Annotated in this window: 11 protein-coding genes; 1 reads left to right on the top strand and 10 read right to left on the bottom strand. The window is 43.3% G+C overall.

What is annotated here, in order from left to right:
* The first annotated feature begins 215 nt into the window (after positions 1-215).
* The gene (locus AB986_RS15225) at positions 216-2750 is read left to right on the top strand and encodes a PIG-L family deacetylase (RefSeq protein WP_152671005.1); all 2535 of its coding nucleotides are present in this window, start codon (positions 216-218) and stop codon (positions 2748-2750) included.
* 66 nt (positions 2751-2816) lie between these two features.
* On the opposite strand, the gene AB986_RS15220 is transcribed toward AB986_RS15225, so the two are convergent.
* The 10 genes from AB986_RS15220 to AB986_RS15175 form a co-directional block, all read right to left on the bottom strand.
* The gene (locus AB986_RS15220; RefSeq protein WP_048312085.1) at positions 2817-3725 is read right to left on the bottom strand and encodes an AEC family transporter; all 909 of its coding nucleotides are present in this window, start codon (positions 3723-3725) and stop codon (positions 2817-2819) included.
* Positions 3726-3799: 74 nt separating this feature from the next.
* Complete coding sequence (locus AB986_RS15215; RefSeq protein WP_048312084.1) at positions 3800-5233, bottom strand: aldehyde dehydrogenase family protein; 1434 nt, start codon at positions 5231-5233, stop codon at positions 3800-3802.
* 16 nt (positions 5234-5249) lie between these two features.
* On the bottom strand, positions 5250-6143 hold the full coding sequence (locus tag AB986_RS15210; RefSeq protein ID WP_048312082.1) for a class II fructose-bisphosphate aldolase: 894 nt from the start codon (positions 6141-6143) through the stop codon (positions 5250-5252).
* 16 nt (positions 6144-6159) lie between these two features.
* On the bottom strand, positions 6160-6888 hold the full coding sequence (locus AB986_RS15205; RefSeq protein ID WP_048312080.1) for a GntR family transcriptional regulator: 729 nt from the start codon (positions 6886-6888) through the stop codon (positions 6160-6162).
* Positions 6878-8041 (bottom strand): diphosphate--fructose-6-phosphate 1-phosphotransferase, encoded by a 1164-nt coding sequence (locus AB986_RS15200; protein ID WP_048312078.1) that lies wholly within the window; start codon positions 8039-8041, stop codon positions 6878-6880. Before AB986_RS15200 ends, AB986_RS15205 begins: the two co-directional genes overlap by 11 nt.
* A gap of 14 nt (positions 8042-8055) precedes the next feature.
* The gene (sftI, locus tag AB986_RS15195) at positions 8056-9402 is read right to left on the bottom strand and encodes a sulfoquinovose isomerase (protein ID WP_048312076.1); all 1347 of its coding nucleotides are present in this window, start codon (positions 9400-9402) and stop codon (positions 8056-8058) included.
* A gap of 93 nt (positions 9403-9495) precedes the next feature.
* On the bottom strand, positions 9496-11541 hold the full coding sequence (locus AB986_RS15190) for an alpha-glucosidase (RefSeq protein ID WP_084006584.1): 2046 nt from the start codon (positions 11539-11541) through the stop codon (positions 9496-9498).
* 24 nt (positions 11542-11565) lie between these two features.
* The gene (locus tag AB986_RS15185) at positions 11566-13347 is read right to left on the bottom strand and encodes a solute:sodium symporter family transporter (protein WP_048312074.1); all 1782 of its coding nucleotides are present in this window, start codon (positions 13345-13347) and stop codon (positions 11566-11568) included.
* A complete protein-coding gene (locus tag AB986_RS15180; RefSeq protein ID WP_048312072.1) occupies positions 13340-14029 on the bottom strand; it encodes a DUF4867 family protein in 690 nt (229 codons plus the stop codon). The genes AB986_RS15185 and AB986_RS15180 overlap by 8 nt, the downstream gene beginning before the upstream one ends.
* A 411-nt stretch (positions 14030-14440) precedes the next feature.
* Positions 14441-15292, bottom strand: a complete 852-nt coding sequence (locus AB986_RS15175) for a DegV family protein (RefSeq protein ID WP_048312070.1) — start codon at positions 15290-15292, stop codon at positions 14441-14443.
* Between the last annotated feature and the right edge of the window lie 131 nt (positions 15293-15423).

The following is a 15423-nucleotide window of genomic DNA, read 5'->3' as shown; positions in this document are numbered from 1 at the left end:
CAAACTTAGATTGAATATGCTCAATAATGCTTCAAATTGCTGTTGTTTAATATAAATTTAGAAAATTATTTATATTTTGTTAAATTGTGACTAATTGACTATCCATACAGTACGAAAGTAGGTTCCATTTATTGGATGATTCTGGTTACAATGGTTTTAAGTTAGTTATAAATCTTTACTAACTAATTCGAATTAGGAGATTAAGGAGGATTTAGTTGAAGAACCTGGGGAAGATGTTATTGTCGTTGGTTTTGATCCTTTCTGCCTTTGGTCCAAGCTCCACCCTTAGTTTTGCAGAAGAGTCATCTACACAAGATTCAAACTTAGCACTATGGGAATCTGTTGTTCCACTTACAACAACCGCAAGCTTTATGAACACGGGTGCTCATCCTGATGATGAGCGTAGTCATTTCCTTGCTTATTTATCTCGAGGACAAGGAGTGGATACGTCCTTTCTTCTTGCTACTCGTGGACAGGGTGGTCAAAATGAAATCGGTAGTGAACTCGGCGATGGATTAGGGATCATTCGAACAAACGAATTACAAGCTTCATCAAGAGTACTTGGAATTGACACCTTTTTCTTAAATGAAGACTTTGAAGACAGTATTAAAGACTTTGGTTTCTCCAAAACACCTGAAGAAACACTGAACAAGTGGGGTGAAACGGAAACCTACGAACGACTCATTCAAAACATTCGTGCATTCAAACCAGACATCATGATGCCCTCTTTTCGAAACGTTGACACCCAGCATGGTCACCACCGCGCTATGACAGAACTTACCCTAAAAGCATATGAAGGTGCAGCCGACTCTTCTGTTTTCCCTGAACAGCTTGAAGATGGCTTAACCACATGGCAAGTAAAGAAACTTTACCTCCCTGCTGAAACAGAAGATCAAACCACAACTTACATTCAAATCGGAATCTATGACGAACACTATGACATGACCTACCCGCAACTTGGTGAAAAAGCCCGCTACTTACACGAATCTCAAGGAATGGGAAGAGATGTTGGAGATGGTCCAGAAACTGTCAATCTAGAGCTAGTTAAATCAACGGTTGGCGATATTCCAGAACATGAAGAGAGCATCTATGAAAACATTCCCTACGATTTCGCGGATTACGCTAACACCCTTTCAAAAGGGGGCAATAAGTACAAACAGAAACTGATCCACCTTCAACAAGATCTTGAAAAGGTGAAAAGCGCCTATCCTAATCATCAAAAAGTACTATCGCAAGGTGAAAATGCGTACAAACAGCTGCAAAAAATCAAAAAACATATGAATAAGGATAAGAAACTTTCTGATGATTTGCGTAACACCCTAACCCATAAGCTTCAAGTAAAAGAAGAACAGCTATCAACCACTATTTTTACAGCTGCACAGTTGGAAGTAGATGTAGAGGTAGCCGATCCGCAATTAACTCCTAATGACTCTACAAATGTAAGCGTCTCTATTACGAATAATGGTACTTCTAAAATCAAGGATCTATCAGCTACGCTTTCCATACCTAAAGAATGGACCGTTAAAGGACAGCACTTTACGTTAACGTTAGCACCTGGCGATCATCAAACATTCGATTTCAACGTAACTGCTGCTTCACGAAACTATTATGACGCCTACACGCCAAACGCCATTGAAGCTGATATAAGTTTTAAAACAAAAGGTGGAACTTTAACCAAAACGTTTACACCAGAAGAACGAGTAGCATTGCTTCCAGAGGTATCAGTGAAACCCGCCCCTGAAAACTTAGTCATAAACACAAAAGAAGTTGAAGACCATGTTGCGATGGATGTAAACGTAGAGAAGTTTGTGGAAGGTGCTATGGATACAGACGTAACACTTCAACTCCCAGAAGGATGGACATCTGAACCAGAATTGCAGCAAGTCTCATTTGCGTCAGATGAAAAGATGAAGACCGTTTCGTTTACACTGTCCCCTCCACAAAATGTAGAAGAAGGAGAATTTCAGATCGTTCCACAAGCTCAAATTGGAAACGAGACAATCAGCAAAAACATTCAACTCATTCAATATGACCATATTGGAACAAACTATTATGTATCTGATGCTGCTGTTAATGGCGTTGCTTTTCCACTTGAATATCCTGAGGGTCTTAAAATCGGTTATGTCGATAGCGGCTTTGATAAAGTTGCAGATCAATTGTCAAACGTTGGTATGGACATTACCCAATTAAGCGAGCAGGACTTAGCTCAAGGAGATCTTTCCAAATACGATACGATCGTAACAGGAATCAGAGCTTATCTATCAAGAGATGATCTGCTACAGCATAACGAGCGCTTATTAGAATACGTCAACAATGGCGGTCACCTAGTTGTGCAATACAACAAACCATGGGATAACTGGGACACGAACACAACGGCACCTTATAAACTCGAAATCGGACAGCCTTCCATCAAGTGGCGCGTTACCGATGAAGATGCTCCAATTAACGTATTAAAACCAGAAGCGACGATCTTCAATTATCCCAACTCGATTAAGCAATCTGACTGGGAAGGCTGGGTACAAGAAAGAGGACTTTACTTCCCAATGAACTGGTCAGATGAATTCGAAACATATGTAAGCGTCGCTGATCCAGGTGAAGATGCATTTGAAGGTGGACTACTGAAAGCAAACTACGGAGAAGGAACGTACATTTATACGAATTTAGTATGGTACCGTCAGATTCAGAATCAGGTACCTGGTGGATATCGGATTTTCACTAACTTGATTAGTTATCCTTATTATGAGGAGTGAGGTAGATAAGAAAACCGCCTGGAGATTTTCCAGGCGGTTTTGTTTAGATATGAGCACGTCTCTAATCTACACAAAAGTCGTCGTTAAATAAATTACGACTGGCATAGTGACTAGGCTAGATAAGGTTGAAACCAATGTTGCACTCGAAACATTCTGTGGTTCAGTATGAAACTGAATGGCATACATCGTTGTATTTGCGGCCGTTGGAGTTGCTGCCATGATGATCATGATTTGCTTTGTCATGGTATCAACCGGCATTACCAGCACGATGCATGCTGCGATTATTGGTGCAATCATTAGTTTAAGAGAAAGAGCTGTCGATAGTTTTTTCCAGTCAATCGATTTCACTGTAATGTTCCGAAGCTGCATCCCGAGCGTTACCATGATGACCGGTATTGCAGCGTCTGCGATTAAATCAACCCCTCCAGCTATCGTGCCAAGAGGAATATGTAACCATTGAAACAACAAGCCAATAATAGCACCATATACCATCGGCATGCGCCTCACTGCTCGAAGTGCTGCCTTAAATCCATCGTGATCTGGACTGCCTTTTGCAGCATAATAGACGCCAAGCGTACTCATCAACAGCTGCTGGAGTACCATCAGAACGATTGCCGTATCCATTCCTACCGTCCCAAATAAAAAGAGTATGAGCGGTGTTCCATAGTTTCCATTATTCATAAATGCGCTCGATAGGACAAGCCCGCATCGTTCTGACTCTGTGAATCGATAGATTTTCGATAGAATGCTAACGATCGCGATCAATGCGAAACAGAGCCCCAGCATGTAGAGCGAGAGGTAGCCATAAGATGAATCGATTTCCTGTTCATAGAACGTACGAAACACAAGGAATGGCACTAGAACATACAACGCAAGATTAGAAAGAACCTTTGTTTCAAGCTTCAAAAAGCGCTGTGCAATATACCCCACACCAAATACAAAAAAGATCGGTAACAAAATCGTGACGATCGACATACTCATTCTCCTTTACCTTTTAACGCGGCTATTACTTAGAAAAAGGGATCCAATAATCTGGATCCCTTCTCATTCTAACCGTTAAATACGACAATTTTCTCTTCTGTCATTTCTTCAATCGCATAGCGGGGACCTTCTTTTCCTGTGCCGCTCTTCTTAACTCCGCCATATGGCATGTGATCCACACGGTAACCGGATGTATCATTGATGATAAGGCCACCTACGTGAACTTCATTGATTGCTTTCAACGTAAATGCGAGATCGTTCGTAAACAAACCTGCTTGAAGACCGTATTCCGAGTCGTTTACTCGAGCGATCACATCATCCTCTGAGCGATAGGTACTCACCGCAACGACCGGACCAAAGACTTCCTGACGGCATACCTTCATATCGTCGTTCACGTTTGAGAGAATTGTAGGTTGATAGAATACCCCGTCACGCTTTCCGCCACTTTCAATTGTAGCACCCTGCTCGATCGCTTCGTTCACCCAGTTCTCCACACGAATCGCTTCACGCTCAGCGATCATAGGACCAATGTCCGTAGCTTCATCCATCGGATCTCCGAGAACCAAGCTCTCTGTAACTTCCTTCATTTTCGCAAGGAATCGTTCGTAAATATCTTCATGTACATACACACGCTGAACAGAGATACATACCTGACCAGCATTGTTAAAGCTTTTCTGAGCAGCAAGCGTCGCTGCAGTTTCAACATCAGCATCACTGTGAACGATCGTTGCTGAGTTGTTTCCAAGCTCGAGTGAAACATTACGAAGACCTGCTTTTTCACGAATGTACTGTCCGACACGTGGACTTCCTGTGAAGGTAAACATATTCACGTCTTGATTCGAAATCAACCATTCGCCCACTGTAGCACCTTCACCTGTCACGAGGTTTAAACGTCCAGCAGGAAGACCTGCTTCTTCCATGATTTCCGTTAAGATGATCGCGCTGACCGGTGTCACTTCTGCTGGTTTCAATACAACACTGTTTCCAGCTGCGATTGCTGGTCCAATCTTATGACAAACAAGATTTAGTGGAACATTAAATGGTGTGATTGCGGCTACAACACCGATCGGAAAACGTCTTGTAAATGCCTGACGCTTCTCAGATCCTGGTGCTGCTTCAACAGGAACGCCTTCACCGTGGATGCGTTTTGCTTCCTCAGCAGATACTTCAAGCGTCAGGGCCGCACGTCCGACTTCCCCCTTACACTCAGCAAGTGGTTTTCCAACTTCTTTCGCGAGTACTTCACCAAGCTCATCTTGACGTGCACGAAGCGTAGCCGCTGCCTTAATCAATACACTATAGCGATCATATGGTGAGAAAGGTATCTTTAATGCTTTTTTAGCCGAGTCAACTGCGTCAATTACATCCTGTTTTTCAGCTGCCGCTGTTTTTGCACTTACTTCTTGTGTGTACTTATTCAATACATCGTCCGTCTGTGATTTCTCCCGCCATTCGCCATTAATGTACAAGCCATATGTACGTACTGAAGTTTGTGTACTCATCGATTCATCATCCTCCTTAGGAAATGGTAATGACCTTTTTGTTTGTTAAAAGTTCTTCTGCCTTGTTCTGGCTACCAAATACACGAATCTTCTCCTGAACTTTCTCCTTCATACGCTCTCGACCGCGTCCCAGTGTGCTTGCAAGTACGATATCATCACGATTCTCAGCAAATGCTTCTTGTACGCCTCTTGTAAATGCCTGACGAAGTTCTGTATCCACGTTAATCTTCGCAATTCCAAGTGAAATCGCACGTTGTACTTGCGCATCTGGTACGTCAGAGCCTCCGTGAAGAACAACCGGGCGTTTTACCGCGTCTACGATTTCTTTTAAGCGATCAAAGCGAAGGTTCGGCGTTTGTTTATAGATGCCATGTGCCGTTCCGATCGAGACAGCAAGATAATCAACATCCGTTGCCTCAACGAATGAAACCGCTTCTTCAGTCGACGTGATTAGTGCATCTTTTTCATCGACCGTGATGTCATCCTCAGTACCACCGATCTTACCAATTTCACCTTCTGATCCAATGCCAAGTGCTCGTGCGATATCAACAACTTTTTTCGTTGTAGTGGTATTCTCTTCGAATGAAAGACCAGAGCCATCGAACATAACAGACTGAAAGCCCATTTGAACAGCTTGCATCGTTTGTTCGAACTGACGACTATGATCGAGGTGGATTGCGACCGGCACGTTGTAGTCTTTTTCGTACGTATCGATAAGTCCTTTCAAAGCTTCCATTCCAAGTGTTTGGATGACCTTTTGCCCCACCTGAATCATGATAGGGGCTTTTTCTTCATGCGCCGCCTCCAAGATTGCAACAACCGTCTCTGCGTTATGTGCGCTGAACGCACCTACTCCGTATCCGTTTTGAAAAGCGTGGTCAAGCATCGTTTTTCCATCAATAAATGGCATGTGATATGCTCCCTTCTTATCGTTTCAGTTCAATATGATAGTGGTACTGATCACTTCTATATTTCGTTCTTGTGTATTCCATCGGATGATCATTTAGTCCGTAGCTTAGACGCGTCATCTCGAGCAACGCTTCCCCAGGTCGAATCGCAAGCAAATCTGCTTCATCGATCGTCGCATTCATAGCCGCGATGCGTTCGTTTGCGCGATTTAAGTAGATTTGATCGTTCTCCAAGATTTCATAATACTTCGCTTCATTTAAATCATGCTTCATTAAAAGTTGCCCAATTTCTTCTGGCCAGCAGCTTCGCTCGAGTGCAACAGGCGTATCATCTGAAAAACGGATTCTTTCTATTAATAGTATAGGCGCATCTTCAGGCACTTGAAGCATTTCCCTTTCGTGATAAAGGTTCGTTTTGAATTCAGCTCGAATCAGTTTCGATCGTGGAACAGATCCGCGCTCCATCACTTCCTCTGCGAAACCTTTTAGCTGCCCGAGATTTCCAACGAGCTGTTGCGGTTTCACGACCGTACCTCGCCCCTGTTTCTTTTCAAGTAGACCGTTTTGTACAAGGACCGTGATTGCCTGGCGTATCGTTGTCCGACTCACCCCAAATTCTTTAATTAATTCCTGTTCGGTAGGAATCAATTCGTTTGCTTTCCACGAGCCATTTTGAATACGATCGATTAAGATATCTTTTATTTGTAGGTAGAGTGCTTCACCTTTAGTAAACTGTTCATTCGACATATACTTCGTCTCCTTTTAGCGGTGGAGGATAGATTGACACATCCTCTCCTATCAGCGGCTTCAACCACTCATAGTACAGCTTTCGATTCTGGATGAACTGCTCTGGCATGACACGTTCGCCCGCTTTTACAACATCCTCAAGCTGAACGGGAATCATACGAGCAGTATATCGATGGTGGGAATGACGAGTGATCGAAACCATCACATTGGACAATCCATCACGAATCCATTCTGCACCAACTCTACCTACAGTATAAGCTTCTTCGCGATCGATGTCAGATACAACGGCTGAAAAGCTGCGCTGATTCATTCCGAGAAGCTCTGCTCTCGTCATCACATTGCATTCTTTTTTCAAAAACGCTGCGATTTCATTTGAGATACCACCAAGAACCGGTCTCCCATCGACGATTTCTCGTTGTACCTGTGACCCTTCACTCCAAGTCACGCCTTCACTCACAACAACAGTCGCATGGCCGTAGCGACTAAGGGCATTCGTTACACCTTCTAAAAGGGTCTCCTTCTTTAGCGGGCGTTCTGGAATCGCGATAACGTGCGGGCCTTCTTCATCATACTGTTGAAGTAGCCCTGAGGCAGCAGCTAACCAGCCAGCATTTCTTCCCATCGTCTCGAGCACGCGTACCTTTTCAAAATTCTTCATCGATGCAAGATCACGACTCATATCTCTCGTCGCCTGTGCAACATACCTTGCCGAACTTCCGAATCCAGGTGCATGATCCGTTTCACCGAGATCATTGTCGACCGTTTTCGGAAGTCCTAACACCTGCAAAGGGTATTGTTGCTTTTTTGCTTCTCTATCTATTTTTTTCAGTGCCTCCATCGTGCCGTTCCCGCCAATAAAAACGAGCGCATCTACACCCTCTTTTTTCAGTCGACGAACGCCACTTTCAATGTGGTCATCCGTAAGAGGGAAGCGTCCTGAACCGAGGCACGCACCTGGTACATCGCGATGAAGGGAAATGCTCTTCAACATCTCCTTATCGCATTCATAGTAGCTTCCTTTTGCTAATCCTTCATAGCCATTCTTAATAAAAAGCAGGGAGTGATCGCGTTCAACCTCTTTTACAAACCCTGCGAGAGTAGCATTGATTACGGCCGTAGGTCCCCCGGCCTGGCCAACGGCAACCTTCTTCATGCACCCCACTCCCTTCAGTTCTTTGTATAGACAGTGGTCTTTAGTCCTAGCTGTTTTCCAAGCTCGACTAACTCGTCAGCCACATCATCATAAACGATCGCATAGTGCGGTTCGAAGCCTTCTTCCATCAATCCGTACAACGTATCGTTAATTTCTGTTTCTAGCTCTACTTCTACTGACGTTCCGTTGAAACGCTGCGGTGTATCGAGTGCGTTTCCTCTCATTACGAGAAGGCGGTAACCATCTGGTGTGTACCCAACACGGAACATCGTCACGCGACCTGGCTTTAAACCAAATTCCATCGTAAAGCCAAGCTTACGGTTCGGATGCACCCCTGGTTTTGCTCCTTGATCAGGGTGTGCTAGTGAATATGCTCCTGCCCCGCAGTGCCAGAACACAACAGAGTTACTTGCTTCATTCACATGTACCATGTCACCAAGATACGGTGCGCTTCCTGTTAACTGCTGAAGGATGAACATGGAAACAGAGCCGTGAATATCTGATTCACATGACGACACCACACCATCTTCGGTGAACTGAGAAAGTGTCGAACAAGCAGCTGCGCCAAGTTCATTGAAAAAGTCTGGCCAGCAGCGTATCGCAAGTGCCGATACATCTGCTTCATCGATCTTCTCCTGAACATATGTAGTGAACTGAGCGAAACGTTGAACCGTTTCTTCATTGCGGTTAAGGCCGATTACCTGTTGCTCAGCTCGTTCAATCGCCCCTTCCCATTTTTCACGAGGAAGCTTCACACATTCTTCAAACGCTTTGTTGAGATCAAAATTTTTCACCGTTACCCCAAGCTGTTTATGAAGCGCTTCTTCATCTGTTCCTGAGAAGAAGAAGCCTGGAGGATGCTCTCCGATAACACCGATGCGTAGGCCTTTCAGATCTTCGATTACTTTCTGAACTTTGAGTTGAACCTTCACACGCTTTTGAACCTGTGCTTCGTCTGCATTTCCAAATACAAAGCTGAACGGGTGTTTCGCACAGCGGAGAACATGGCTTGTGCTGTTTCCACCAGTAAGTGAATTCAGTCTTAACCTTCCGCCAACACTCGGTTCTCTAACAGACCAAACGATAACTGGTGCGTCGTCTACCTTTTTAATGAGCGCTTCAACAAATTCCCCATCCGCGAATGTGACGCTTTGATAGATGCTTGCGATAATTTCTTCACTGTTAACGGTTTCAAGAAACTTTTCAAGATCCTCCGGAGACGTGATGATTCCCTCTGGTTCAATAACGTTCTCTGTTACGCTGTGGAGAAATTCAGAGCTTTTCTTTCTCTGAACTTCACCCGCTTCAAGATCAAATGTTTTTCTTCCGATCGGTACGTATAAAATGCTCGTTTTTGGCATGATTGGTCACAACCTTTCTTAGCTGTTCGTTACACACACTATATCATAAGTAATAACCTTTTTAAATAGGTTATTACCTTTCATTCTTCTTCATCACCATTTCCTTTTGGCAGCTTCTTTAAAAAGCTCCCCATATGAAGAGTTTTTACGATAAAAGACTGGCGTTTCTCCAAGCGGTGCATCAACTTCAACCGTTCCGCCATTCGTCTCTTTTCCGCTCCAGAAGTGAACCCATTCATCTTCAGGCAAATAGACACTCCACTTGTCCTTTCCTTCTTCATAAACAGGTGCGACCACAAGATCAGATCCGAGCATGTATTGATACTTGATATCATAAGCTTTCTTGTCGTTTTCATATTCCATAAATAATGGACGCTGCATCGGAATTCCTTTCTCAGCATTTTCTTTCGTGAGTGCTTTTAAATAAGGCTTTAACGTCGTGAATACGTTCGTCATCTTCACAAAATGATTCAGCGTTTCCTCGTCATGATCATACTGACAGCAATCACCCGGGCGATTTCCTTCATGTGAACGCATCACTGGTGTAAAGGCAGCCATATCGACCCAGCGAAGCAGAAGCTCTTTGTCTCGCTTGTTCCCATGAAGGCTGGTGTAGCCACCGATGTCACTATGATGAACTCCGTTTCCACTCATCCCAGCAGAAAGTGCAGCCGGAATAACGGATGCGAGACCATCATCAAGACTCCAATCCACACTCTGATCTCCTGCCCAAAGCAGTGGACAATATCCTTGCGTTCCGGAATAACCCGCACGCATGAAGTAAACGATATCGCCCCAGCGACCGGCTTTCTTTACAGCGTCATGATTGACCTTCGCCCACATCACTGGCCATGCATTATGCATCATTGTTGCGGACTCTCCGCTATGAAGCTTAAGGTCTGTCGGGAGATACTCACCAAAGTCAGCCATCCAGCCGTCCATACCAAAATCAATCATATTTTCTTTGATTACGTTCTGATACCATTCACACGCATCTTCATTCGTAAAATCTACCACGCCACAATCGAACTCACCGAAGTCTACAACATAATCGCTTCCATCGAGTGATGTCGCAAGGTATCCTTTTTCATATGCTTCTTTATAAAGGTGTCCTTCAACTGCAACATACGGATTAATGTAGCCGAGAAATTTGATTCCTTGCTGCTTCCACTCTTTGATTTTCTGGTCTAGTTCAGGATACATCTCAGGGTTCCATTTCCAATTCCACATAAGGCGCTTACCGAACGAAGTTTCACGTTTCCCTTGCCAGTCCTGGCACCACAGCGCCCCGATCTTCATCCCTTTCTCTAGCGCGCGATCAATTTTTTCCTGAACGATCTCCGTTCCACCCTGCATACCAAGCCAGATACCATCGAACGTCCAGTCTGGAAGCTCAGGCTGTCTTCCCAGACGAGCGGTTAGCTTCTCTACTAAACTTTTATACGACTCACCCGTTTCAAAAAGAATCGACGCTGGTGCTTCCCAAATGTGTAGCTCGTGGAAATCACCTCGCTGAAAATCGAAATCTGCAAACGCTGTTGTCTCAACATGACAGAAGTATTTATTCGTAGATACGTAGGTTGGCTGAGGATAGTTCGTATTATAGTAATCTCCTCCAGCCTGATCTTTCACGTCAGCCTGCCAAGTCGTGTACGTTGATTTGTTTCTTCCAACCCCAGGCTCTGAGGTCCACAGTGGAAAGTTCTTTCCTCGCAGGTTAAAGTAGGAAAGCTGTTCACCACAGCCATAGATTTTCTCGCTCTCGTCTGCAGCGACCCGGACCCAGAAACGATTAAATAGAGGATCGACTAGCTCAAACGAAACGCGTAGACCTTCTCCATCTTTTTTCAGTACCATCGTAAGGAGTTCGTGATCGTGGGAGAAGTGACGGAATGCGATCCGGCACGTTTCTCCCTCATGTCTTACTGTTGCATAACGAAGTGCAACTCTCTCAACCACGTAATCTTTTATTTTGAAATTTCCTCTGTACATATCGATCGTCTCTTCACCACTGCCAACAAATATGAATGGTTTTGCTGGAGAATGCTTGAACAATAAACGACCATCGAGTTGAACGTTGAACTCTTCTCCCTGTTGATTCACTTCAAATACATTTTGAACTTCTTGTGTTCTCAACATAAACGCCTCCTACAACCTAATTAATTATGCACTTCTAAACTTTTTATCTACTTCAACGGCTTCTTCGTGCTTACGCGTTACATAGCCTGTATATTTTTTGTTCCAAGATTTGAGAGCAAGTACGTAGCACAATGTTCCTACGATCGTTGTTCCAATAATAGATGGCCAGAACCAACCTGATACGATCCCATCAGCATACGCAACACCGATTGGTGAGAACAGGATATAAACCATCACGACAAGACTGATAAGAACAACCGCAACGGGCATGGTGTATTTCCATGGCACCATGTCGACCTTCGGATTCGCACGGAACTGATACGCTTCTTTAAGCGGACGAATGCGACCAACAACCATCATGATTGCTACCTCGATTAGGAAGAGAATCGCTGAGATGTGAATGAAGTTCATAGTAATTTCGATACCGAACAGCTGCGTTAAGCCCCACACGAGCATGTAATATGTGATGACGTGGAATATGATTGCAATCTTAGCACCTAGCGCTGGAATGCGTTTTGACATGATACCTACAAGTACGATCGCAATGATCGGAATGTTAAAGAATCCAGTAAAGCGTCGGATGAGGTCCCATAGACCATCTGGCGCGTTCATCAACATCGGTGCGATGAAGAACGACACGAGCGCGAGAACGCTTCCAAAATATTTACTTACATTGATAAGCTGACGATCAGTCGCGTCTTTGTTAATGCCAGCTTTGTACACATCAAGTGCAAACATTGTTGCTGCACTATTTAATAGTGAATTAAAACTTGAGAATACCGCACCAAGAAGAACAGCTAAGAATAAACCCGACATAAAGGTTGGTAGCAAGTTCGATACGACAGTTGGATACGCAAGATCGACAGGGTCCATCGAACTTCCATATAGATGAAATGCAATGACACCAGGAATCATCATCATGAACGGAACGGTTAGCTTATAGAAACCTGAAAGGAGTACACCTTTTTGTCCTTCAGCAAGGTTCTTCGCACCAAGTGTACGTTGAATTACGTACTGATTTGTGCCCCAGTAGAACATGTTCATAAAAATCATACCGGTAAAGATCGCTGAGAACGGAACGGAGTCGGTACTCGATCCGATTGAGTTTAACTTCTCAGGATTTTCAGTTGCAATCGTCTTCATTCCTTGTAGAAAATCTCCATCACCTAGAGCGAAGAACCCTAACACAGGAACAATTAAACCTATGAAAAGAAGGCCGATTCCATTTAGCGTATCCGAAACCGCAACCGCTTTCAATCCACCAAAGATTGCGTAGATAGCACCGATAATTCCAATCACCCAAATAACGACCCAAACAGATGATTCGAATGAGATTCCAAACAGGCCAGGAACATCAAACAATCTCAAGATCGCAAGTGCACCAGAGTATAAAACAGAAGGGATCGTGACGAACACGTATCCTAGCATAAATAGAATTACTGTGTATCTACGAACGCTTTCATCATATCGTTTACTTAGAAATTCAGGAAGCGTAGAGAAGGCACCGCCTAAATAACGCGGAAGTAAAATCAGAGCCATAATTACAATTGCAAAAGCTGCCGTAACTTCCCATGCCATATTGGATAAATTGGTTCGATAAGCTTGTCCATTTAATCCGATGAGCTGTTCAGCTGATAAGTTTGTAAGTAGGAGAGAACCAGCGATGAACCCCCCTGTTAACCCACGACCTGCCAGAAAATACCCATCCGAATCATCAACTGAATTTCTTGTTTTTAAATAAGAGACCCAGGCGACGAGTGCCATGAAAAAAACGCATGAGACTAGTGTAAAAGTGATGCTAGACATTCAATTTCCTCCTTTGTTCTTTACTCGGGTATGCAAGAGTTAGGTTTTCACCGATAATGCCGTCATGTGCTCCCTGATTCATGAACCGCTCATGTTCTCGATGGGCAAGTAGCCACTTATTCCTCATGAAGAGAAGTGGGTCGAATGCTTTTTCTTCTTCTTGTAGAGGCATGTTTGTTCCCTTTGGCAGAATCACCGCACATTTAAAACCATCTTCCCTCACTTTGCAAGGCGCAAGATGAAGTGTGGTTTGATACATTTCAATCGCAGTTCCTGATGGAACAAAGAATGCCTTGATCTTCCTCACATCGTAGCTATTGTCGACAATATCATTTGTATGACCAAGTAATAACACGAAATCGGTTACGGCTACGTTTATTTCACTTCCTTTGTGAAACTCAAGACCGCCGAGCGAAGAATTTTTTCCATTACAGTAACCTATTTGAACAGGCATCCCACCATAATAGCGTTTTTCAACGAATCTTTTGAGAGCTTCATCTTCTAGCTCTTTAAAAGAAGGAACGTATTGGTTACCTTCTTCAGGGATAACTGTCATATCCATTCGTTTGGCCATTTCATCATAAGGAAAATCATAAAGAACTCCACCATAAGGTAAGAATGAATGATTATGTACGCTTTCTAACTCGAGATGCTGATTCAATTCTTTTAACACATCAATCATATTAATCCCTCCACCCATAAGTAATAACGTTTACGAAAACATCATAACCTTTTAACACATTATATTGTAACCGCATACATAATTGCAACAGTTTTTAGAAAATTATATCAAATGAATTAGGTGAACCATGTACCATATAATAATGGGAAAGCTTGACGTGCATTGTAGTTAAGGTTTAGAACAAACATAAGACACTACCTTTTTGGGAGTGTCTTTTGTTTGTTTTATGGGCAAATCATCGGGACGGTTCTCGCAATTCATAGTCCAATCATTTGTACAGAATTTCAATCTCATAAATGCTCTAAGCATCCTTGTTTTTCTATTTAATATAGAATGAGGAGAACCCCCCACTGATTCCGGTGGGAAACTCTAAATGAATGTATTCTTCACTCAATCATAGTCTAGCCCGTACTATTCCTCTAACCCCGCAATCCCAAAGCCCCCGGCTCCAGAATGAGTCGAAATCATACCTCCCGCTTGGATCCATTTTATATTTTGGAATCCGTTTTCTTTGGCAACTTCATCCATCCGCTGCTTGATCGTTTCATCGAGTCCAATAGAGTAGATAAAATAAAGCTGCTCTCGATCGATGTTGAATTCATTTAAGTAATCACTCAAGAGTTTTTCACTAGCTCCACTCATTTTCCCGCGGTACTTCTTTGTAGACATAAGCTTTCCATCCTTCAACTCGATGCATGGCTTAATTTTCAATAGAGCTCCAATTAGAGAAGCCATATTGCTTACCCGTCCTCCTGCTTTAAGAAACTCCAGGCTGCCTGGGATGAAAGCCAGTCTTGATTTAGGAACGATTGCCTCTATTTTTTCGACTAGGGTTTCCGGTTCGATATCAGGTTCTTTTTCTAGAGATTTAGCCGCATACAATACAATCGCAGCTAATCCACCAGTCACGTTTAGTGCATCAATAAGAAAAACGTCTTCAAATTCTTTCGCAGCAATGACAGCATTCTGAAAAGAAGAAGACGCTTTTGAGGTATAACCAATATGTATGATGATGCAGTCTGGGAAATTCTCTCTTATAGTTGCGAAAAACTCTTGATACTCATGAGCATTTGTAGAGGTGGTAGAAGGTATTTTCTTCGTACGTCCGTAATAGTCATAAATATCCTGGACCGGCAATGAACCGTCTAAATAATCTTTTCCGTCCATAATAATATGCATAGGAACGACTTGAACATCGTACTTTTCAGCTAAATCACCCGGTAAGTCTGCTCCGCTTTCAGTCGATAAGATGATTCTACGCATTCTATTTCCCCCTTGGTTGTATTTAAGGCCACCTTCACTCTTCCTACATTATGCTTTAACTATACATGATAAAACCGTATTAGCATGGTGATAACTGTAATTTGGTATTAATAGTGCACGTTTCGTGGATT

The sequence above is a fragment of the Guptibacillus hwajinpoensis genome (assembly GCF_001039475.1).
Taxonomy (GTDB): Bacteria; Bacillota; Bacilli; order Bacillales; family Guptibacillaceae; genus Guptibacillus; species Guptibacillus hwajinpoensis.
This window is presented reverse-complemented; position numbering and strand designations above follow the sequence as displayed.